Below are 18,231 nucleotides of genomic sequence, written 5' to 3'. Positions count from 1 at the left end.
GAAACATGTCCGACGCCCTGCAACTGATCCTCGAAGATTCCGACGGCACCCAGCTGGAGACCTCCTGCACCCGCTTCGCTGTCGTCTGGCAGGGCAAGGAAGTGTGGATCCAGGCGGTTGGCGACCAACTGCTGATCGGCGTGGACGTGGAGGAGGGTGATACCGAGTACGCCAACCTGCTGCTGCGCCCGCAGGCCACCAACCTGGTCGGCCTGCAGCTAGAGATGGAGCCGGCGGATCTCGCCGGTGACGACGAGGATCATGTGCACGGTCCTGACTGCAATCACTGAGCCCGACTGAGGTAATCCCATGCTCGCCCTCGGCAAACTGCTCGAACTCACCCTGGCCGGCCGCGAGCCGACCGAGAAGATTCAGCTGACCCGCGAGGGCGCGCGCCTGCACTGGCTGGGTGAGGGTGTGCTGGAAGTGACGCCCACCGCGCAGGATGACAGCGGCCTCGACCTGCTGCTGTCGGCCGGTATCCATGGCAACGAGACGGCGCCGATCGAGCTGCTCGATCGCCTGCTGCAGGCCGTCGCCTCGGGGCAGTTGCTGCCCAGGGCGCGCATCCTCTTCCTGCTCGGCAACCCCGAGGCCATGCGCCGTGGCGAGCGTTTCGTGGAACAGGACATCAACCGCCTGTTCGACGGCCGCCATGAGCAGAGCAGTGGTTTCGAGGCGCTGCGCGCCAACGAGCTGGAGCGCTTCGCGGCTGCCTTCTTCAGCAAGGAAGGCCGGGCGCGCCTACATTACGACCTGCACACGGCGATCCGCGGCTCGAAGATCGAGCAGTTTGCCCTCTATCCCTATGTCGAAGGCCGCGAACACTCGCGTGCCGAGCTGGCGCGCCTGCGTGCCGCCGGCATCGACGCGGTGCTGCTGCAGCGCAAGACCGGCATCACCTTCAGCTCCTTCACCTACGCGCGCCTGGGCGCCGAGGCTTTCACTCTGGAACTGGGCAAGGCGCGCCCCTTTGGCCAGAACCAGCAGGTCAACCTCGACCTGCTGGAGAAGCGCCTGCGCGAACTGGTAGAGAATTGCGAGCCGCAGGCCGACTCGCTGGACGGCATGCAGCTGTTCGCCGTGTCCCGCGAGGTGATCAAGCACAGCGATGCCTTCAAGCTGCACCTGCCGGCCGACATCGAGAACTTCACCGAGCTTGCGCCGGGCTTCCTGTTGGCCGAGGACATCGCCGGCACCCGCTGGCTGGTGGAAGAGCAGGGCGCACGCATCATCTTCCCCAATCCCAAGGTCAAGAACGGCCTGCGCGCCGGCATCCTGATCGTCCCCACCACGCTCTGACCGGGTTCTGGCTGGCGGATTCGGGTCACAACGTGGCCCGATAGAGGCTTTCTATCCAAATTCCCCGTAAACGGGCTGTCCCTGCAGCGCCGGGCCGATATAATGCGGCCCTTTGCCGGCGTTTGCCGTGCTGTCGTTTGCCTGGATGAAATCAATGAAAAGCGCAGAAATCCGTGAAGCCTTCCTCCGCTTCTTCGAAGAGAAGGGGCACACCCGCGTCGCCTCCAGTTCGCTGATCCCCGCGAACGACCCGACCCTGTTGTTCACCAACGCCGGCATGAACCAGTTCAAGGACTGCTTCCTCGGCCTGGAGAAGCGTGCCTACACCCGCGCCACCACCAGCCAGAAGTGCGTACGCGCCGGCGGCAAGCACAACGACCTGGAAAACGTCGGCTACACCGCGCGCCACCACACCTTCTTCGAAATGCTGGGCAACTTCAGCTTCGGCGACTATTTCAAGCGCGACGCCATCACCTACGCCTGGGAATTCCTGACCAGCGACAAGTGGCTGAACCTGCCGAAGGAAAAGCTCTGGGTCACCGTCTACGCCACCGACGACGAGGCCTACGACATCTGGACCCAGGAAGTCGGCATCCCGGCCGAGCGCATGGTGCGCATCGGTGACAACAAGGGCGCACCCTACGCCTCCGACAACTTCTGGGCGATGGGCGACACCGGCCCCTGCGGCCCTTGCACCGAGATCTTCTTCGACCACGGCGAGCATATCTGGGGCGGCCCGCCCGGCTCGCCGGAAGAAGATGGTGACCGCTACATCGAGATCTGGAACAACGTGTTCATGCAGTTCAACCGCACCGCGGACGGCGTGCTGCACCCGCTGCCGGCGCCGAGCGTGGACACCGGCATGGGCCTGGAGCGCATCAGCGCCGTGCTGCAGCACGTCAACTCGAACTACGAGATCGACCTGTTCCAGAGCCTGCTGAATGCCGCGGCCAAGGCCATCGGCTGCGCCAACGAAGGCCAGGCTTCGCTGAAAGTCGTCGCCGACCATATCCGCTCCTGCGGCTTCCTGATCGCCGACGGCGTGACCCCGTCCAATGAAGGCCGTGGCTACGTGCTGCGCCGCATCATCCGCCGCGCCTGCCGCCACGGTAACAAGCTGGGCGCCAAGGGTAGCTTCTTCTACCAGATCGTCGCCGCGCTGGTGGCGGAGATGGGCGAAGCCTTCCCCGAGCTGAAGCAGCAGCAGGCGCATATCGAGCGCGTGCTGAAGACCGAAGAAGAGCAGTTCGCCAAGACCCTGGAGCAGGGCCTGAAGATCCTCGAGCAGGACCTGGCCGAACTCAAGGGCAGCGTCATTCCTGGCGACGTGGTGTTCAAGCTGTACGACACCTACGGCTTCCCGGTCGACCTGACCGGCGACATCGCCCGCGAGCGCGAGCTGACCCTCGACGAGGAAGGCTTCGAGCGCGAGATGGAGGCCCAGCGCGAGCGCGCCCGTTCCGCCAGCTCCTTCGGCATGGACTACAACAGTCTGGTCAAGGTCGACAGCGACACCGTCTTCCTCGGCTACCAGGGCACCAGCGGCAGCGGCAAGATCGTCGCCCTGTTCAAGGCCGGCGCCGCCGTCGACAGCCTCGCCGAGGGCGAGGAGGGCGTGGTGGTGCTGGACCAGACCCCGTTCTACGCCGAGTCCGGCGGCCAGGTCGGTGACTGCGGTTACCTTGAGAGTGCCGGTGTGCGTTTCGACGTGCGCGATACCACCAAGGCCGGCGGCGCCTTCCTGCACCACGGCGTGGTCGCCGAGGGCGGCCTGTCCGTTGGCACTTCGCTGAAGGCCGAGGTTGACGCCTCGGTGCGTCAGGCTACCGCGCTGAACCACTCGGCGACCCACCTGCTGCACGCCGCGCTGCGCCAGGTGCTGGGCGAGCACGTGCAGCAGAAGGGCTCGCTGGTCGACAGCCAGCGCCTGCGCTTCGACTTCAGCCACTTCGAGGCGATCAAGCCCGAGCAGCTGAAGGCCCTGGAAGAGCTGGTCAACGCCGAGATTCGCAAGAACTCCGCGGTCGAGACCGAGGAAACCGACATCGAGACCGCCAAGGCCAAGGGCGCCATGGCGCTGTTCGGCGAGAAATACGGCGATGACGTGCGCGTGCTGACCATGGGCGGCGGCTTCTCCGTCGAGCTGTGCGGCGGTACCCACGTGTCGCGTACCGGCGACATCGGTCTGTTCAAGATCACCAGCGAAGGCGGCGTAGCCGCCGGCGTGCGTCGTATCGAGGGCGTCACCGGTGCCGCCGCGCTGGCCTGGCTGAATGGCGCGGAAGAGCAGCTGAAAGAAGCCGCGGCGCTGGTCAAGGGCAGCCGCGACAACGTGCTGGACAAGTTGTCCGGCCTGATCGAGCGCAACCGCCAGCTGGAAAAGGAGCTGGAGCAGCTCAAGGCCAGGGCCGCCAGCGCCGCCGGCAATGACCTGGCCGGTTCGGCCGTGGAGGTCAAGGGCGTCAAGGTACTGGCCGCGCGTCTCGATGGCCTGGAGGGCAAGGCCCTGCTGGCCATGGTCGACCAGCTGAAGAACAAGCTGGGCAGTGCGGTGATCCTGCTCGGTGGCGTATTCGAGGATAAGGTGGTGCTGGTTGCCGGTGTCACCCAGGACCTGACTGCCAGGCTCAAGGCCGGCGACCTGATGCGTCAGGCCGCCGCCGCCGTGGGTGGCAAGGGCGGTGGTCGCCCGGACATGGCTCAGGGCGGCGGCGTCGATGCCGGCAAGCTGGACGAGGCGCTGGCCCTGGCGGCGACCTTCGTCGAACAAGGCGCCTAAAAGCAGGGAAACCAGGGCTCGCAGTGCGTCCGGCGGGCCTTGGCAGTGTGACCCGATGCGGGTTTAATGGGCGCCCTTCGAGGAATCAGGCGGCTTTTTGACATGGCTTTGATCGTACAGAAGTTTGGGGGCACCTCAGTCGGCACCGTGGAGCGTATCCAGCAGGTTGCCGAGAAGGTGAAGAAATTCCGCGAGCGCGGCGACGACATCGTCGTCGTGGTTTCCGCCATGAGCGGTGAGACCAATCGTCTGATCGACCTGGCCAAGCAGGTCAGCGACGGCCAGCCGGTTCCGCGCGAGCTGGACGTGATGGTTTCCACCGGTGAGCAGGTGACCATCGCCCTGCTGGCCATGGCCCTGATCCAGCGCGGCGTGCCGGCGGTGTCCTACACCGGCAACCAGGTGCGCATCCTCACCGACAGCGCGCATACCAAGGCGCGCATCCTGCAGATCGATGACCAGAAGATCCGTGCCGACCTCAAGGCCGGCAAGGTCGTGGTGGTCGCCGGCTTCCAGGGTGTGGACGAGCAGGGCAACATCACCACGCTCGGTCGTGGCGGCTCCGATACCACCGGCGTGGCCCTGGCCGCCGCGCTGAAAGCCGATGAGTGCCAGATCTATACCGACGTCGATGGCGTCTATACCACCGATCCGCGCGTGGTGCCGAAGGCCCAGCGCCTGGACAAGATCACCTTCGAGGAGATGCTGGAAATGGCCAGCCTCGGCTCCAAGGTGCTGCAGATCCGCTCGGTGGAATTCGCCGGCAAGTACAACGTCCCGCTGCGCGTGCTGCACAGCTTCCAGGAGGGTCCGGGCACCCTCATTACCCTTGATGAAGAGGAATCCATGGAACAGCCGATCATCTCCGGCATCGCCTTCAATCGCGACGAAGCCAAGCTGACCATCCGTGGCGTACCGGATATCCCCGGCGTGGCCTTCAAGATCCTCGGCCCGATCAGTGCCGCGAACATCGAAGTGGACATGATCGTGCAGAACGTGGCGCACGATAACACCACCGACTTCACCTTCACTGTGCACCGCAACGACTACAACAACGCCATGGGCGTGTTGGAGAACACCGCGCGCGAGCTGGGTGCCCGCGAGGTAATCGGCGACACCAATATCGCCAAGGTCTCCATCGTCGGTGTTGGTATGCGCTCGCACGCCGGTGTCGCCAGCCGCATGTTCGAGGCGCTGGCCAAGGAAACCATCAATATCCAGATGATCTCCACCTCCGAGATCAAGGTCTCCGTGGTCATCGAGGAGAAGTACCTGGAGCTGGCCGTGCGCGCGCTGCACACTGCCTTCGATCTGGACGCTCCGGCCCGACAGGCCGAGTGATGCTCTACCCGAAAGGCGCGGCGATCCGCGCCTTTCGCTTTTTTGGTCGGTTTGGCGGGGAACTTTCCTTTTGTCCGGGCTGGTCAATACTTGGGTGAAGGCGTCGCACTTGATATGCGCGGGGCTGCCACCATTTTATTTCTGCAGACTGTTGTCCCGTAATTGAATCCGTAAGGAGAAAGGAATGCTGATTCTGACTCGCCGGGTCGGAGAGACCCTGATGGTGGGTGATGATGTCACCGTCACCGTGTTGGGCGTGAAAGGTAATCAGGTGCGCATTGGCGTCAATGCTCCCAAGGAAGTCGCCGTGCACCGCGAAGAGATTTACCAGCGCATCCAGAAAGAGAAGGGCGACGAACCAAGCCACTAATTTTTCTCGAAATTTTGTCTTTGCAAACGGGGAAAACATGGTTATCATGCGCCCCGTGTTGCGGAGAGGTGGCCGAGTGGCCGAAGGCGCTCCCCTGCTAAGGGAGTACACCTCAAAAGGGTGTCGGGGGTTCGAATCCCCCCTTCTCCGCCATATTCACAACCTTGGTTGTGTTTGCGCTAAGTCCGATAAGTTATTGAAATTATTCGGAAAAGTGCTTGACCTGATGGTTAAGATCACTAAAATGCGCAACCCACGCACTCATAGCTCAGCTGGATAGAGTACCCGGCTACGAACCGGGCGGTCGGAGGTTCGAATCCTCCTGAGTGCGCCATACAGCAAAAGGCTCGCAGCGATGCGGGCCTTTTGTCTTTTCAGCGTTTGCCTTTTGCCTTCACACAGCCGTATTCGTCGAAGTTCACCTTGCGCTTGTTGCCCTTGTCGTCGGCGTAGTGATAGCGCGTCTGGCCGTCGTTGGTGGTGATCTTGTCAGGCTTGCCGAGTGCGCTCTCCACATCGCGCTGGGTCATTCCGCCGCGGACCTGCTGGCGAATCACCGCGCGGCGCCGTTCGCTGCTGCTGAGCCGGTTGCCGCAGCCGTCCTGCTTGGTGCCGACCACGACCAACTGTTCGTTCTTGTCTTTGCCCTTGGCCTTGCTATGCGGCTTCTTGGTCTTGGCCAGGGGCACGGCCTTGCCTTTTCCGGGCGTGGGGTTGTGGGCTTCCTGCAGGTCCAGGCTGGCGCTCTCCGGGCAGCCGTGCAGCGTGTAGGTGATGTGGCCTTTGCTGTCTTCGCAGCGGAAGACCGTGGAGGCTGAGGCCGGGGCGGAAGGGTAGAGCAGAAGTGCGCAAATTCCTGCGCAGATTGAGCGCTGCATGATTCGTCCTCCTTGACGAGTGCCATTGCAGCCTAGCCTCGCTTTTCGATGTTGCCAGTGTGCCTTGTGATCGGCTGCTTGCGTCGGAAAAGCAGGTTGTGTGCTGGTCTAGGAAAATGGCGCAAGCGCTTGTTCTAGGCTCGATTTTGTCGCGCCCAAACAAGTCGCAGTGCTATCATTGTCGTGTCAGCCCCGCCGGGGCTTGTGGATAACCACCATGGACTTACCCAGTAGTTACTCAAATTTCCTTCCGCCCGATCTGATCGATTGAGCCCCGCGGCGCGCCCTGCTGCTGGGGTGGAGCGTGCCGTATGACTGAAGTAGAAGCTAAAAAGCCGCAAGAGAGCCTGCAGGACCGCCTCGCACAGGTGGTTGATCTGCTGCATCGCCATAAGCTTGTGGAGGGCCTGACTCACCGCCAGGAAGGCCTGCACCGTGACCTGGTGGAAAACCTGGTTCACCGGCAGAACCTCGCTGAACTGCAGCGCAAGCTTGATGAGCTGCACTCCGCCGACGTTGCCCATATTCTCGAAGCCCTGCCGCTGGCTGATCGCCTGACCGTCTGGCAGCTGGTCAAGGCTGAGCGTGACGGTGACATCCTCCTCGAAGTGTCCGATGCGGTCCGTGAGTCGCTGATCGCGGACATGGATGACCATGAAATCCTTGCTGCGGCCAAGGAGATGGATGCGGACGAGCTGGCGGACCTGGCGCCGGAGCTGCCGCGTGACGTGGTGCTCGAGCTTATGGAGTCGCTCGACGCACAGCAGCGTGAGCGGGTGCGGTCAGCGCTGTCCTACGAGGATGACCAGGTCGGCGCGCTGATGGACTTCGAGATGGTCACCATCCGCGAGGACGTCAGTCTGGAGGTGGTGCTGCGCTATCTGCGCCGCCTCAAGGAGCTGCCAGGGCACACTGACAAGCTGTTCGTGGTCGACTACGACGGCGTGCTCAAGGGCGTTCTGCCGATCAAGCGACTGCTGGTCAACGACCCCGACAAACAGGTCGGTGAGGTGATGGCCAGTGATCCGGTGAGTTTCCAGCCGGGCGAGGACGCTCACGACGCGGCGCAGGCCTTCGAGCGCTACGACCTGATTTCCGCGCCGGTCGTGGATGGAGAGGGGCGGCTGATCGGTCGTCTGACCATCGACGAGATGGTCGACCTGATCCGTGAAGAGAGCGAAAGCGAAGTGCTCAACATGGCCGGTCTGCGTGAGGAAGAGGACATCTTCGCCTCGGTGTGGAAGTCGGTTGGCAACCGCTGGGCCTGGCTGGCCATCAACCTGATCACGGCTTTTATCGCTTCGCGGGTGATCGGTCTGTTCGAGGGTTCCATCGAGAAGCTGGTGGCGTTGGCTGCCCTGATGCCGATCGTGGCGGGCATTGGTGGTAACTCGGGCAACCAGACCATCACCATGATTGTGCGTGCCCTGGCGCTGGATCAGGTCAGCACCGGCAACACCTCGCGGCTGATGCGCAAGGAGCTGGGGGTGGCGCTGATCAACGGTGTGCTATGGGGTGGGGTGATCGGTGTGGTTGCCTACCTGCTGTATGGCAGCTGGTCGCTCGGCCTGGTGATGACCGGCGCCATGACGCTCAATTTGCTGCTGGCGGCGCTCATGGGGGTGTTGATTCCCATGACGCTGATGCGCGCGGGGCGAGACCCTGCGATGGGCGCCAGCGTGATGATCACTGCGATGACCGACAGCGGTGGCTTCTTCATCTTCCTGGGGCTTGCGACGCTGTTCCTGCTCTGATCGAAGGGCATAAAAAAGCCGGCGTGAGCCGGCTTTTTTATTGGTTGGGCGATCAGGCCTCTTCGGCAGCCATCTCGGCATCGTGGGCGATCAGGGAGACCAGGGCATTCTGCTGGCGACGCGACAGCTGACGGAAGCGCTGCAGCAGCTCGCGCTCGTGCAGGGATAGCTCGGGGCTGTCCAGGCGCAGGTTCAGCTCATCGCCCAGAGAGTCCTCCTGGATCAGACTCTGCTCCAGGCGAGCGATGATCTCCGAGTTCATGCTGCGGTGATGATTACGCGCCACGTCGGCGATGCGTTCACGCATACCGTCGGGCAGGCGGACTACAAACTTGTCAGCCGTACGGCTGGAATAGATGGCCTGTTTCATAGGGCGTATACATTAAACCGGTTAGTTCAGGAAAGCGATGCTGGCATTCAGCTATTGATTGTCGCTGCTTTGACCATGATAGGCACTAGCCGTTCAGCCGGGATTCGCATCGGATTATTGGGGCGCCGGACAACTAATTGACGCCAATTACATGTCAAAGTGTGGTCCTAGTGGCGGCGCTTTGCCAGCACCAGTTGTCCGAAATGCGTACAGATAGGCAAAAGCAGTCGCGCCTTTTTGCGTGCTGCATTCTGTGATGCCCATTCTAGAGCCTTCTCGCTGGATTTTGCGGATTTCTGTTGGTGGCCGGAAAACGGCTGCGCGGTCATGGTTGCCGATAGTGAATAGCTGGCCGATTCCATGCTGCGAATGGCATGACAAATGCGCGACCGACCGTTAACATGCCGCCCCGTTGTGTGTCCCAGTAGCTCAATCGGATAGAGCATCCCCCTCCTAAGGGGAAGGTTGGAGGTTCGACCCCTCTCTGGGACGCCAGAATGTCAAAAGCCCGCAGCCATTCAGGCGTGCGGGCTTTTTTGTGGGGGCATAAACGAAAAAACCGGCCTAGGGCCGGTTTTTTCTGATCGACTTTCGTCGATTCGGGGATTGGTCGGAGCGACTGGATTCGAACCAGCGACCTTCTCGTCCCGAACGAGACGCGCTACCAAGCTGCGCTACGCTCCGAAGATGGCGCGCATTTTACCGAAAAAGTTTTGCTGCACAAGGGGTTAGCTGAAAAGTTTTTTTGCCCCACGTCCCTGTGGGGTAATGCATCAGAGTTCCTTGACGGTAATCACCTGATCCTTGTTGATCTTCGCGGGTTTGCCGTCGAGCTGTTCGAACTCGTAGAAGCCCGAATCCTCATCGAATGCCGGGGTGTCCACGGTCTGGATCTGGCTGCCATCGTTGAGGGTAATCACGCTGGGGGTCGAGCAGCCGGCGAGGACAATGAAGCCGAGGCTGGCGAAGAGGATGGGCAGCTTCCGTCGGTTCATGGGTAACTCCTTGATTTGCTGGTGAGTACCGTTGGTCTGACGGAATCCTGCGGCTCAAGTTCAACCCGCTGTGGTTTGCGACAGCAGCTGGGGGGTATTCAGATTGGCCAGGCGTGGGTCGTCCAGGGCGCAGCGGCAGGCGCGCGCATCCAGGCGCAGCAGGGCCCGCAGGGGGCTGCGTTGGCCTTTTTGCCACTCCTCGTGCAGCCGCCCGAGTGCAGATCTGGGCAGCAGGCAGAACATGGGCTGCCACTGCTCGTCCTGCTTCACCATCACCGGCGTTGCCGGGTTGCCTTCTGCCGTTTCGCGCAGCGCCTGCAACAGGGCGTGATCAATCAGCGGGGCGTCGCAGGGCAGCACCAGAAGCCAGTCATGGCGGGCGGCGGCGAGGCCGGCGAGGATGCCGGCCAGCGGGCCGGGGAAGTCGCTCTCGGCATCGCTCACCAAACGGTCGGCGTAGGCCGCGTAGCGCTCGGCGTTGCGATTGCAGGAGATGATCAGGTCGTCGGTCAGGGGGCGTACCGCCTCATGCAGGTGGGCAATCAGCGGCTGGCCGCGCCATTCGATCAGCCCTTTGTCCTGCCCGCCCATGCGCTGGCCACGGCCACCGGCGAGCAGCAGGATGGAGCAGGGCGGCAGGTCCGGGCGGGTCATGGCAGGCGCTCTGGTGCGGGGCCTGTGATATAACACCGGCCAGTTTTCACCACAACCGGACCCTGCCATGAGCCACAAGGCCGAGGCGGCTTTCGTGCCGCTGAACATCGCCGTTCTTACCGTCAGCGATACCCGTTCCCTGGATACCGACACCTCCGGCCAGCTGTTCGTCGACCGCCTCAGCGCTGCCGGCCATCACCTGGCCGCACGGGTGCTGCTCAAGGACGACCTGTACCGCATCCGCGCCCAGGTGGCGCAGTGGATTGCCGAGGATGAGGTGCAGGTGGTGCTGATCACCGGCGGCACCGGTTTCACCGGCCGCGACAGCACGCCCGAAGCGGTGGCCTGCCTGCTGGACAAGCAGGTGGATGGCTTCGGCGAGTACTTCCGGCAGATCTCGGTGGCTGATATCGGTACCTCCAGCATGCAGTCGCGCGCCCTGGCCGGCCTGGCCAACGGCACCCTGGTGTGCTGCCTGCCGGGCTCGACCAATGCCTGTCGCACCGCCTGGGACGGCATCCTCGACGAGCAGCTGGACAATCGCCATCGCCCCTGCAACTTCGTCCCGCACCTGAAGCAGGCGGCGCCCTGCGGTAGCCGCGGATGAGCCTGCTGCCGGTCGAGGAAGCGCTGGGTCGCCTGCTGGCGCTGGCCGAGGCGACGCCGATCGATGCACGTGAGATCGTTTCGCTGGCCGCTGCCGATGGACGTGTGCTGGCCACCGATCTGGTCGCCGGTCTCGACCTGCCGCCCTGGCCAAACAGCGCCATGGATGGCTATACCCTGCGTCTGGCCGACTGGCAGGGGGAGCCGCTGGCGGTGAGCCAGCGCATCCTTGCAGGCCAGGCGCCGGAACCGCTGCAGCCGGGTACCTGTGCGCGCATCTTTACCGGCGCGCCGCTGCCGGCGGGCGCCGACACGGTGGAAATGCAGGAGAACGCCGAGATTCTGGCGGATGGCCGGGTGCGCTTCCTTGAGCCGATCAAGGTCGGGCAGAACGTCCGCCCCCAGGGGCAGGAGACCCGTGCCGGTGAAGTGGTGCTGCCGGCCGGCACCCGCCTGGGGCCGGTCGAGCTGGGGCTGGCCGCCTCGCTCGGTTGCGCGGTGCTGGTGGTGCGACGCAGGCCGCGAGTGGCGGTGGTGTCGACCGGTGACGAGCTGGTCGAGCCCGGGCAGCCGCTCGGTCCGGGGCAGATCTACAACAGCAACCGCAGCCTGCTCTGCGCCTGGTTGCAGCGCCTCGGCTGCGAGGTACGCGACGCCGGCATCCTGCCGGACGATGCGCAGCGCACCCGCGAGGCGCTGGCCGCTCTCGGCGACGCCGACCTGATCCTCTCCACTGGCGGCGTGTCGGTGGGCGAGGCCGATCACCTCGGCCAGGTGCTGCGCGAGGAGGGCGAACTGGCCCTGTGGAAGCTGGCGATCAAACCGGGCAAGCCGCTCACCTGCGGGCATTTCCGTGGCGTACCGGTGCTTGGTCTGCCGGGCAATCCGGCCTCTACCCTGGTGACGTTCGCCCTGCTGGCCAGGCCCTACCTGTTACGCCGCCTCGGCGTGCAGCGGGTCGCGCCGCTGAGCGTCGAGGTCGCGGCCGGCTTCGCCTGGAGCAAGCCGGGCAAGCGCCGCGAGTACCTGCGCGCGCGCCTGGAAAACGGCCGCGCCGTGCTCTACCCGAACCAGAGTTCCGGCGTGCTGCGCAGCGCGGCCTGGGCTGATGGCCTGGTGGAGGTGCTGGAAGAGCGGAGCTATGCCGAAGGCGATGTGCTGCGTTTCATTCCGCTGAGCGAAGTGTTGGGCTAGGTCCGAGGCGCGGGTTTCACCCGCCCTACAGGCGCCCAGTAGGGCGGGTGAAACCCGCGCGGCCGATGCAGCAGTTCAGAGCGGCGCGCCCTTGCGCCGCTCGCGGTACTCGCCCGGGGTCATGCCGGTCCAGGCCTTGAAGCTGCGGTGGAAGGAGCGCGATTCGGTGAAGCCGAGGTAGCTGGCGATGTCCTGGATCGCCAGGTCGCTGCGCAGCAGGTAGTGCTCGGCCAGTTCCTGGCGCAGCTGATCGAGGATTTCCTGGTAGCTGGTGCCGGCCTGCTGCAGGTGGCGCTGCAGGGTGCGTACCGTCATGTGGAATTTCTCGGCGACCTTTTCCTTGCGTGGCAGGCCGTCCTTGAGCAGCAGGCGCAGGGCGTTCTTCACCCGTTGCGGCAGCGGCTCGTTGTCGTCCAGGCCGGCCATCATGGTCAGCGCGTGTTCTTCCAGGGTGCGCAGCAGGTTGGCGTCGGCCTGGCGCAGCGGGATGGCCAGGTAGTCCAGCGGCACCAGCAGGGCGTTGCACGGCTGGCCGAAGCGCACCGGGCAGCCGAAGAAGGCCTCGTAATCCTCCTGCGGCGCCTCGGCGGGGCGCTCATGCTCCAGCCAGACCTCGCGCGGCGACCTGTCCATGTCGGCGATCCAGCGCGCGTAGAGCATCCACGAGGCCAGCACGTTCTCCACCATGTGGCGGCGGATGCCGGCGCTCTCGTGGCGGCAGTTCCAGATCAGCCGTACATGGTCGCCGGCCATCTCCAGGCGGCTGGTGCCCATGTCGCCGACCAGTTTCTCGTAGGGCACGATGCGGCTCATGGCCTCGCCCAGGGTCGCGCAGTTCATGGTGATGTAGCCGAGCACGCTCCAGGAGCCCGGCTGCACGTAGCGCGCCGAATGCAGGCCGAACAGCGGGTCGCCGGAGACCTGCATCAGGTGCTGCAGCAGGCGCTCGTGGGCTTCGCTGGGGATGCGCCGGCCGTTGTCGGCCAGGTCTTCGAGGGTCACGCCAGCGGCGCTGCGCGCGGCCTCCAGGTCCAGGCCGAGGGCTTCGGCATGGCGCAGGTACTTGAGCAGGGCGGGAACCGAGGTATAGCCGAGGGTCAGCATGGTTTTCTTGTTGTTCTGCTTGTCATGATTGGCGACAGCCGCTGGCCCGATCCGACAGTGACCGGCGCGGGCGGCTGGCTAGTATAGGCAGCCATCGAGAATGACCGGAATAGTGGGAGCACGCATGCGACGTTGGAATGGATGGGGCGACGAGGCCACCGTGGTGGAGCTGCCGGCGCATGGCGCGGCCTTCCTGGAGAACCTGGTCGGCAGCGGGCAGCGCCTGAAGGATGCCACGCTCGAACAGGTACTGGCGCAGGTGCCCGAATCGCGTCTGAGCCTGCGTCATCCGCTGATCAGCGTCGATGCCGAAGTGCGCGTGCGCCACGCCCGCGGCCAGAGCCTGCCGGACTGGCTGGCCATGCGTTCCGGCGAGTTCGGCGTGTTCCCCGACGGTGTCGCCCTGCCGGAAACCGCCGCGCAGATCCGCGAGCTGCTGGCCTGGGCCAAGGAGCAGGACGCCATCGTCATCCCCTACGGTGGCGGCACCTCGGTGGCCGGGCACATCAACCCAGTCGAGTCCGCCAAGCCGGTGCTGACCCTGTCGCTGGAGCGCATGACCCAGCTGCTCGACCTCGACGAGCAGAGCCAGATCGCCACCTTCGGCCCCGGTGCCAACGGCCCGCAGGTGGAAGCGCAGCTGCACGCGCGCGGCTACACCCTTGGCCACTTCCCGCAGTCCTGGGAGCTGTCCACCCTCGGCGGCTGGGTCGCCAGCCGCTCCAGCGGCCAGCAGTCGCTGCGCTACGGGCGCATCGAGCAGCTGTTCGCTGGCGGCAAGGTCGAGACCTTCGCCGGCACCCTGGACATCCCGACCTTCCCGGCCTCGGCCGCCGGGCCGGACCTGCGCGAGCTGATCCTCGGCAGCGAAGGCCGCTTCGGCGTGATCTCCGAGGTCAAGGTGCGCGTCACCAAGCTGGCCGAGCAGGAGAAGTTCTTCGCCGTGTTCCTGCCCAGCTGGCAGCAGGCCCTGGCCGGGATCCGCGCCCTGGTCCAGGCACGCATCCCGCTATCCATGCTGCGCCTGTCCAACGCCATCGAGACCGAGACCCAGCTGGCCCTGGCCGGCCACCCCGAGCAGATCGCCCTGCTGGAGAAGTACCTGGCCCTGCGCGGCGCGCGCGCCGGCAAGTGCATGCTGACCTTCGGCGTCACCGGCAACCGCAGCCAGAATGCACTGTCGGTGAAGCAGGCGAAAAAGCTGCTGAAGAGCTTTGGCGGCGTGTTCACCGGCACCCTGCTGGGCAAGAAATGGGCGGAGAACCGCTTCCGCTTCCCCTACCTGCGCCACGGCCTGTGGGAGGCCGGCTACGCGGTGGATACCCTGGAGACGGCCACCGACTGGAACAACGTCGACCACCTGCTGAACCAGGTCGAGGCCAGTCTGCGCCAGGGCCTGGCGGAGGAGGGGGAGCGGGTCCACGTGTTCACCCACCTGTCGCACGTCTACGGCCAGGGTTCGAGCATCTACACCACCTACGTGTTCCGCCCGGGCGACAGCTACGCAACTACCCTGGCGCGCTGGACCAAGCTCAAGCGGGCGGCCAGCCAGACCATCGCCGCCAACCGCGGCACCATCAGCCACCAGCACGGCGTCGGTCGCGACCACGCGCCGTACCTGGCGGCGGAGAAGGGCGAGCTGGGCATGGCGGCGCTCAAGGCCATGGCGCAGCACTTCGACCCCGAACGCCGCTTGGCGCCCGGCGTGTTGCTGGAAGACTGAGATGAGCTGGAACGCGCAGTGGCGCGAAGCCGCGCTGCCCGAGCTGGCGGCGCGCGACTGGGACCTGATCGTCGTCGGCGGCGGCATCAGCGGCGCCGGCATCCTGCGCGAGGCGGCGCGACGTGGCTGGAGCTGCCTGCTGCTGGAGCAGCGCGATTTCGCCTGGGGCACCTCCAGCCGTTCGTCGAAGATGGTCCACGGCGGCCTGCGCTATATCGCCAAGGGCCAGCTGGGCCTGACACGCGACTCGGTGCGCGAGCGCCAGCGCCTGCTCGGCGAGGCGCCGGGGCTGGTCGATGTGCTGCCGTTCCTGTTCCCGCACTACCGTGGCAAGTTTCCCGGCCCCCGAGTGTTCGGCGGCCTGCTCGGCGTCTACGACGCCCTGGCTGGCCAGCGTCTGCACCGCTACCACCCGGCCGGCGAGCTGCGCTACCTGGCGCCGGGGCTGAACGATACGGAGCTGCTAGGCGGCACCCTGTTCACCGATGCGGTCACCGACGACGCGCGCCTGGTGATGCGTGTGCTGGGCGAGGCGCGGGCCGAGGGCGGCGAGGCGCTCAATGGCATGCGCGTGATCCAACTCAGTCGCGACGGCGAGCGGGTGAACGGCCTGGTCGCCGAGGACAGCGAAAGCGGCCGGCGTTTCAGCTTCCGCGCCCGCGCCGTGGCCCAGGCTACCGGTGCCTGGGCTGACGAGCTGCGCCAGAAGAGCGGCCTGGAACATATCCGCCCGCTGCGCGGTAGCCATCTGCTGCTGCCGGCCTGGCGCCTGCCGGTGGCCCAGGCCATCAGCTTTATGCACCCGGAAGATGGCAGACCCGTCTTCGTGTTTCCCTGGGAAGGCGCCACGGTGATCGGCACCACCGACCTGGACCATGGCGAGGCGCTGAATCGCGACGCGCGGATCACGGAGGATGAGGTCGAGTACCTGCTGGCGGCCTGCGCCAGCGTGTTCCCGCATGCCAAGGTCGGTCGCGCCGACGTGCTGTCTACCTGGGCCGGCGTGCGCCCGGTGGTTAGCGAGGGCGAAAGCACCGGCAAGAAGCCGTCGGACGAGAAGCGCGAGCACGCCCTATGGGTCGAGTCCGGCTGCGTGACCCTGGCCGGCGGCAAGCTGACCACCTTCCGCCTGCTGGCCCTGGAAGTGCTGCGCGCCTGTGCGCCGATGCTCGGGCGCGAGGTGGCGGATGTGGGCCAGGCGCTATTCCATGCCGCGCCGCCAGTGGCGCTGCCCGGCCTGAGCCTGAGCCAACAGCGCCGCCTGGCCGGGCGCCATGGCCAGGCGCTGCCGCGTCTGGCTGCGCTGATTGGCGAGCTGGGTAGCGAGTGCATCGGCGCCAGCACCACGCTTTGGGCCGAGCTGGCCCTGGCCTGTGACGACGAACTGGTGCTGCAGCTGGACGACCTGCTGCTGCGCCGCACCCGTATCGGCCTGCTGCTGGCGGGTGGCGCTGCCGCCGAGCTGCCGCGCATCCGCGCCCTGTGCCAGCCGCGCCTGGGCTGGAGCGATGCGCGCTGGGACGAACAACAACAACGCTATCTGGCGCTCTGGCGCCAGTGCTACAGCCTGCCGGGTGAATCTTCGTGAGCGAACAACGCTATCTGCTGGCCATCGACAACGGCACCCAGAGCGTGCGCGCGTTGCTCTTCGACCTGGCCGGCAACCTGGTCGGCAAGGGCAAGGTGGAGCTGGAACCCTACTATTCCGAGCATCCCGGCTGGGCCGAGCAGGACCCGGAATACTACTGGCGCAGCCTCGGCGAGGCCTGTCGGCAGCTGTGGGCCAGCGTCGACATCGATAAAAGCCAGATTGCCGGTGTGTCGCTGACTACCCAGCGCGGCACCCTGATCAATGTCGACGCGGCCGGTAAGCCGCTGCGCCCGGCCATCCTCTGGCTCGACCAGCGCCGCGCCGACGTGGCGGGTCGCATGCAGGGCCCCTGGGGCTGGCTGTTCAAGCTGATCCGCGAAGAGGAGACCATCGACTACTTCCGCAGCCAGGCCGAAGCCAACTGGATCGCCCAGCAGCAGCCGGATATCTGGGCGCGCACGCACAAGTTCCTGCTGCTGTCGGGGTTCCTCACCCACCGCCTGTGCGGCCGCTTCGCCGACTCGGTGGGCAGCTGCGTGGCCTACCTGCCGTTCGACTATAAGCGCCTGTGCTGGGCCAAGCCGAGCGACTGGAAGTGGCAGGCGATTCCGGTGCGCCAGGACATGCTGCCGGAGCTGGTCAAGCCGGGCGAGCGTATTGGCGCCATCAGCGTCGAGGCCAGCCGGCACACGGGCATTCCCGAGGGCCTGCCGCTGATCGCCGCCGCTTCGGACAAGGCCTGCGAGGTGATCGGCGCCGGCGGCGTGGAGCCGAGCACGGCCTGCCTGTCCTACGGCACCACGGCGACCATCAACACCACCCGCAGCCAGTATCTGGAAACCATCCCGCTGATCCCGCCGTACCCGGCGGCGATTCCCGACCACTACAACACCGAGGTCATGGTGTTTCGCGGCTTCTGGATGGTCAGCTGGTTCAAGGAGCAGTTCGGCCATGCCGAGCGCCAGCGTGGCCTGGAGCTGGGGGTGGAGGCCGAGACGCTGTTCGACGAGCTGGTCGAGAGCGTGCCGCCGGGCTCCATGGGTCTGATGTTGCAGCCGTTCTGGTCGCCGGGCATCCGCGAGCCAGGGCTGGAGGCCAAGGGCTCGATCATCGGCTTCGGCGACGTGCACACCCGTGCGCACCTCTACCGCGCCATCCTCGAAGGCCTGGCCTATGCGCTGCGCCAGGGGCGCGAGAAGATCGAGCGGCGCTCCGGCACGCGCATCCAGCGTTTGCGCATCTCCGGCGGCGGCTCGCAGAGCGATGCGGCCATGCAGCTGACTGCCGACATCTTCAACCTGCCGGCCGAGCGCCCGCACCTGTACGAGACATCCGGCCTCGGCGCGGCCATCGACTGCGCCGTCGGCCTCGGCCTGCACCCGGACTTCCCCAGCGCCATCGCCGCCATGACCCGGGTCGGCAAGGTGTTCCAGCCCAACCCACAGGCCGTGGCGGTGTACGAGCGGCTGTACCGCGAGGTCTACCTGCGCATGTATCAGCAGCTGAGGCCTTTGTACCGCAGCATTCGCGAGATCACCGGCTACCCGGCTTAACCATTGCCTAGTCGCTG

The 18,231-nt window shown here is 65.4% G+C and carries 17 protein-coding genes and 4 tRNA genes; 14 read left to right on the top strand and 7 right to left on the bottom strand.

Translation table 11 applies throughout. From position 1 onward, the window contains the following. The first annotated feature begins 5 nt into the window (after window positions 1–5). The 7 genes from PA6_RS08765 (at window position 6) to PA6_RS08735 (ending at window position 6,126) form a co-directional block, all read left to right on the top strand. Complete coding sequence (locus PA6_RS08765; RefSeq protein ID WP_021700544.1) at window positions 6–290, top strand: hypothetical protein; 285 nt, start codon at window positions 6–8, stop codon at window positions 288–290. Window positions 291–309: 19 nt separating this feature from the next. Next, window positions 310–1,302 (top strand): succinylglutamate desuccinylase, encoded by a 993-nt coding sequence (gene astE / locus PA6_RS08760; RefSeq protein WP_021700543.1) that lies wholly within the window; start codon window positions 310–312, stop codon window positions 1,300–1,302. A gap of 154 nt (window positions 1,303–1,456) precedes the next feature. Beyond that, window positions 1,457–4,081 carry an alanine--tRNA ligase gene (alaS, locus tag PA6_RS08755; RefSeq protein ID WP_021700542.1) on the top strand — a complete coding sequence of 875 codons (2,625 nt, stop codon included), beginning with the start codon at window positions 1,457–1,459 and terminating at the stop codon, window positions 4,079–4,081. Window positions 4,082–4,183: 102 nt separating this feature from the next. After that, a complete protein-coding gene (locus PA6_RS08750) occupies window positions 4,184–5,422 on the top strand; it encodes an aspartate kinase (RefSeq protein ID WP_021700541.1) in 1,239 nt (412 codons plus the stop codon). 184 nt (window positions 5,423–5,606) lie between these two features. Continuing rightward, window positions 5,607–5,792 (top strand): carbon storage regulator CsrA, encoded by a 186-nt coding sequence (gene csrA, locus PA6_RS08745; RefSeq protein WP_003244478.1) that lies wholly within the window; start codon window positions 5,607–5,609, stop codon window positions 5,790–5,792. A gap of 62 nt (window positions 5,793–5,854) precedes the next feature. Beyond that, window positions 5,855–5,945, top strand: a tRNA-Ser gene (locus PA6_RS08740). A gap of 104 nt (window positions 5,946–6,049) precedes the next feature. Next, window positions 6,050–6,126: transfer RNA gene (locus tag PA6_RS08735), tRNA-Arg, on the top strand. Between the two features lie 40 nt (window positions 6,127–6,166). Here the strand turns inward: PA6_RS08735 and PA6_RS08730 are convergent. Further along, window positions 6,167–6,670 carry a DUF4124 domain-containing protein gene (locus PA6_RS08730; RefSeq protein ID WP_021700540.1) on the bottom strand — a complete coding sequence of 168 codons (504 nt, stop codon included), beginning with the start codon at window positions 6,668–6,670 and terminating at the stop codon, window positions 6,167–6,169. 311 nt (window positions 6,671–6,981) lie between these two features. On the opposite strand from PA6_RS08730, the gene mgtE reads away from it, so the two are divergent. Beyond that, window positions 6,982–8,424, top strand: a complete 1,443-nt coding sequence (gene mgtE / locus PA6_RS08725) for a magnesium transporter (RefSeq protein WP_021700539.1) — start codon at window positions 6,982–6,984, stop codon at window positions 8,422–8,424. Window positions 8,425–8,476: 52 nt separating this feature from the next. Here mgtE and PA6_RS08720 read toward each other — a convergent pair whose 3' ends face one another. After that, window positions 8,477–8,803 carry an Arc family DNA-binding protein gene (locus PA6_RS08720; RefSeq protein WP_043216473.1) on the bottom strand — a complete coding sequence of 109 codons (327 nt, stop codon included), beginning with the start codon at window positions 8,801–8,803 and terminating at the stop codon, window positions 8,477–8,479. Between the two features lie 158 nt (window positions 8,804–8,961). Then, on the bottom strand, window positions 8,962–9,240 hold the full coding sequence (locus tag PA6_RS23370; RefSeq protein WP_147289535.1) for a hypothetical protein: 279 nt from the start codon (window positions 9,238–9,240) through the stop codon (window positions 8,962–8,964). Between PA6_RS23370 and PA6_RS08715 the strand changes: the two genes are divergently transcribed. Continuing rightward, window positions 9,213–9,289: transfer RNA gene (locus tag PA6_RS08715), tRNA-Arg, on the top strand. The genes PA6_RS23370 and PA6_RS08715 overlap by 28 nt on opposite strands. A gap of 112 nt (window positions 9,290–9,401) precedes the next feature. Here the strand turns inward: PA6_RS08715 and PA6_RS08710 are convergent. The 3 genes from PA6_RS08710 to mobA all read right to left on the bottom strand — a co-directional run bounded on the left by PA6_RS08710 (window position 9,402) and on the right by mobA (window position 10,443). Next, window positions 9,402–9,478 (bottom strand) — tRNA-Pro (locus PA6_RS08710). 89 nt (window positions 9,479–9,567) lie between these two features. Then, a complete protein-coding gene (locus PA6_RS08705; protein ID WP_021700537.1) occupies window positions 9,568–9,789 on the bottom strand; it encodes a YgdI/YgdR family lipoprotein in 222 nt (73 codons plus the stop codon). A gap of 60 nt (window positions 9,790–9,849) precedes the next feature. Beyond that, window positions 9,850–10,443 (bottom strand): molybdenum cofactor guanylyltransferase MobA, encoded by a 594-nt coding sequence (gene mobA, locus PA6_RS08700; protein ID WP_021700536.1) that lies wholly within the window; start codon window positions 10,441–10,443, stop codon window positions 9,850–9,852. A 67-nt stretch (window positions 10,444–10,510) separates the two neighbouring features. Between mobA and moaB the strand changes: the two genes are divergently transcribed. Further along, the gene (gene moaB / locus PA6_RS08695; RefSeq protein WP_021700535.1) at window positions 10,511–11,050 is read left to right on the top strand and encodes a molybdenum cofactor biosynthesis protein B; all 540 of its coding nucleotides are present in this window, start codon (window positions 10,511–10,513) and stop codon (window positions 11,048–11,050) included. Beyond that, the gene (locus PA6_RS08690; RefSeq protein ID WP_021700534.1) at window positions 11,047–12,243 is read left to right on the top strand and encodes a molybdopterin molybdotransferase MoeA; all 1,197 of its coding nucleotides are present in this window, start codon (window positions 11,047–11,049) and stop codon (window positions 12,241–12,243) included. The genes moaB and PA6_RS08690 overlap by 4 nt, the downstream gene beginning before the upstream one ends. Window positions 12,244–12,318: 75 nt before the next feature. On the opposite strand, the gene gliR is transcribed toward PA6_RS08690, so the two are convergent. Beyond that, entirely contained in the window at window positions 12,319–13,347 is a 1,029-nt protein-coding gene (gene gliR / locus PA6_RS08685) for an AraC family transcriptional regulator GliR (protein ID WP_021700533.1), read from the bottom strand. Window positions 13,348–13,471: 124 nt separating this feature from the next. On the opposite strand from gliR, the gene PA6_RS08680 reads away from it, so the two are divergent. The 3 genes from PA6_RS08680 to PA6_RS08670 are packed head-to-tail and all read left to right on the top strand — an operon-like array spanning window position 13,472 to window position 18,214. Next, window positions 13,472–15,070 (top strand): FAD-binding oxidoreductase, encoded by a 1,599-nt coding sequence (locus tag PA6_RS08680; RefSeq protein ID WP_021700532.1) that lies wholly within the window; start codon window positions 13,472–13,474, stop codon window positions 15,068–15,070. Between the two features lies 1 nt (window position 15,071). Continuing rightward, complete coding sequence (locus PA6_RS08675; RefSeq protein WP_021700531.1) at window positions 15,072–16,658, top strand: glycerol-3-phosphate dehydrogenase/oxidase; 1,587 nt, start codon at window positions 15,072–15,074, stop codon at window positions 16,656–16,658. Beyond that, a complete protein-coding gene (locus PA6_RS08670; protein WP_021700530.1) occupies window positions 16,655–18,214 on the top strand; it encodes an FGGY-family carbohydrate kinase in 1,560 nt (519 codons plus the stop codon). The genes PA6_RS08675 and PA6_RS08670 overlap by 4 nt, the downstream gene beginning before the upstream one ends. Window positions 18,215–18,231 lie beyond the last annotated feature (17 nt).

This window comes from Aquipseudomonas alcaligenes NBRC 14159, from assembly GCF_000467105.1.
Classification (GTDB): domain Bacteria; phylum Pseudomonadota; class Gammaproteobacteria; order Pseudomonadales; family Pseudomonadaceae; genus Aquipseudomonas; species Aquipseudomonas alcaligenes.
Note: the sequence above shows the minus strand (reverse complement) of the source record. Positions and strands in the feature narration are given on the sequence as shown.

Excerpts from the sequence above, each read along its gene's own strand:
- mobA (WP_021700536.1), bottom strand. The coding sequence starts at position 10,443 with ATGACCCGCCCGGACCTGCCGCCCTGCTCCATCCTGCTGCTCGCCGGT.
- PA6_RS08680 (WP_021700532.1), top strand. The coding sequence starts at position 13,472 with ATGCGACGTTGGAATGGATGGGGCGACGAGGCCACCGTGGTGGAGCTG.
- astE (WP_021700543.1), top strand. The coding sequence starts at position 310 with ATGCTCGCCCTCGGCAAACTGCTCGAACTCACCCTGGCCGGCCGCGAG.
- PA6_RS08730 (WP_021700540.1), bottom strand. The coding sequence starts at position 6,670 with ATGCAGCGCTCAATCTGCGCAGGAATTTGCGCACTTCTGCTCTACCCT.
- PA6_RS08675 (WP_021700531.1), top strand. The coding sequence starts at position 15,072 with ATGAGCTGGAACGCGCAGTGGCGCGAAGCCGCGCTGCCCGAGCTGGCG.
- PA6_RS08765 (WP_021700544.1), top strand. The coding sequence starts at position 6 with ATGTCCGACGCCCTGCAACTGATCCTCGAAGATTCCGACGGCACCCAG.
- PA6_RS08690 (WP_021700534.1), top strand. The coding sequence starts at position 11,047 with ATGAGCCTGCTGCCGGTCGAGGAAGCGCTGGGTCGCCTGCTGGCGCTG.
- moaB (WP_021700535.1), top strand. The coding sequence starts at position 10,511 with ATGAGCCACAAGGCCGAGGCGGCTTTCGTGCCGCTGAACATCGCCGTT.
- alaS (WP_021700542.1), top strand. The coding sequence starts at position 1,457 with ATGAAAAGCGCAGAAATCCGTGAAGCCTTCCTCCGCTTCTTCGAAGAG.
- mgtE (WP_021700539.1), top strand. The coding sequence starts at position 6,982 with ATGACTGAAGTAGAAGCTAAAAAGCCGCAAGAGAGCCTGCAGGACCGC.
- gliR (WP_021700533.1), bottom strand. The coding sequence starts at position 13,347 with ATGCTGACCCTCGGCTATACCTCGGTTCCCGCCCTGCTCAAGTACCTG.
- PA6_RS08705 (WP_021700537.1), bottom strand. The coding sequence starts at position 9,789 with ATGAACCGACGGAAGCTGCCCATCCTCTTCGCCAGCCTCGGCTTCATT.
- csrA (WP_003244478.1), top strand. The coding sequence starts at position 5,607 with ATGCTGATTCTGACTCGCCGGGTCGGAGAGACCCTGATGGTGGGTGAT.
- PA6_RS08750 (WP_021700541.1), top strand. The coding sequence starts at position 4,184 with ATGGCTTTGATCGTACAGAAGTTTGGGGGCACCTCAGTCGGCACCGTG.
- PA6_RS23370 (WP_147289535.1), bottom strand. The coding sequence starts at position 9,240 with ATGCTCTATCCGATTGAGCTACTGGGACACACAACGGGGCGGCATGTT.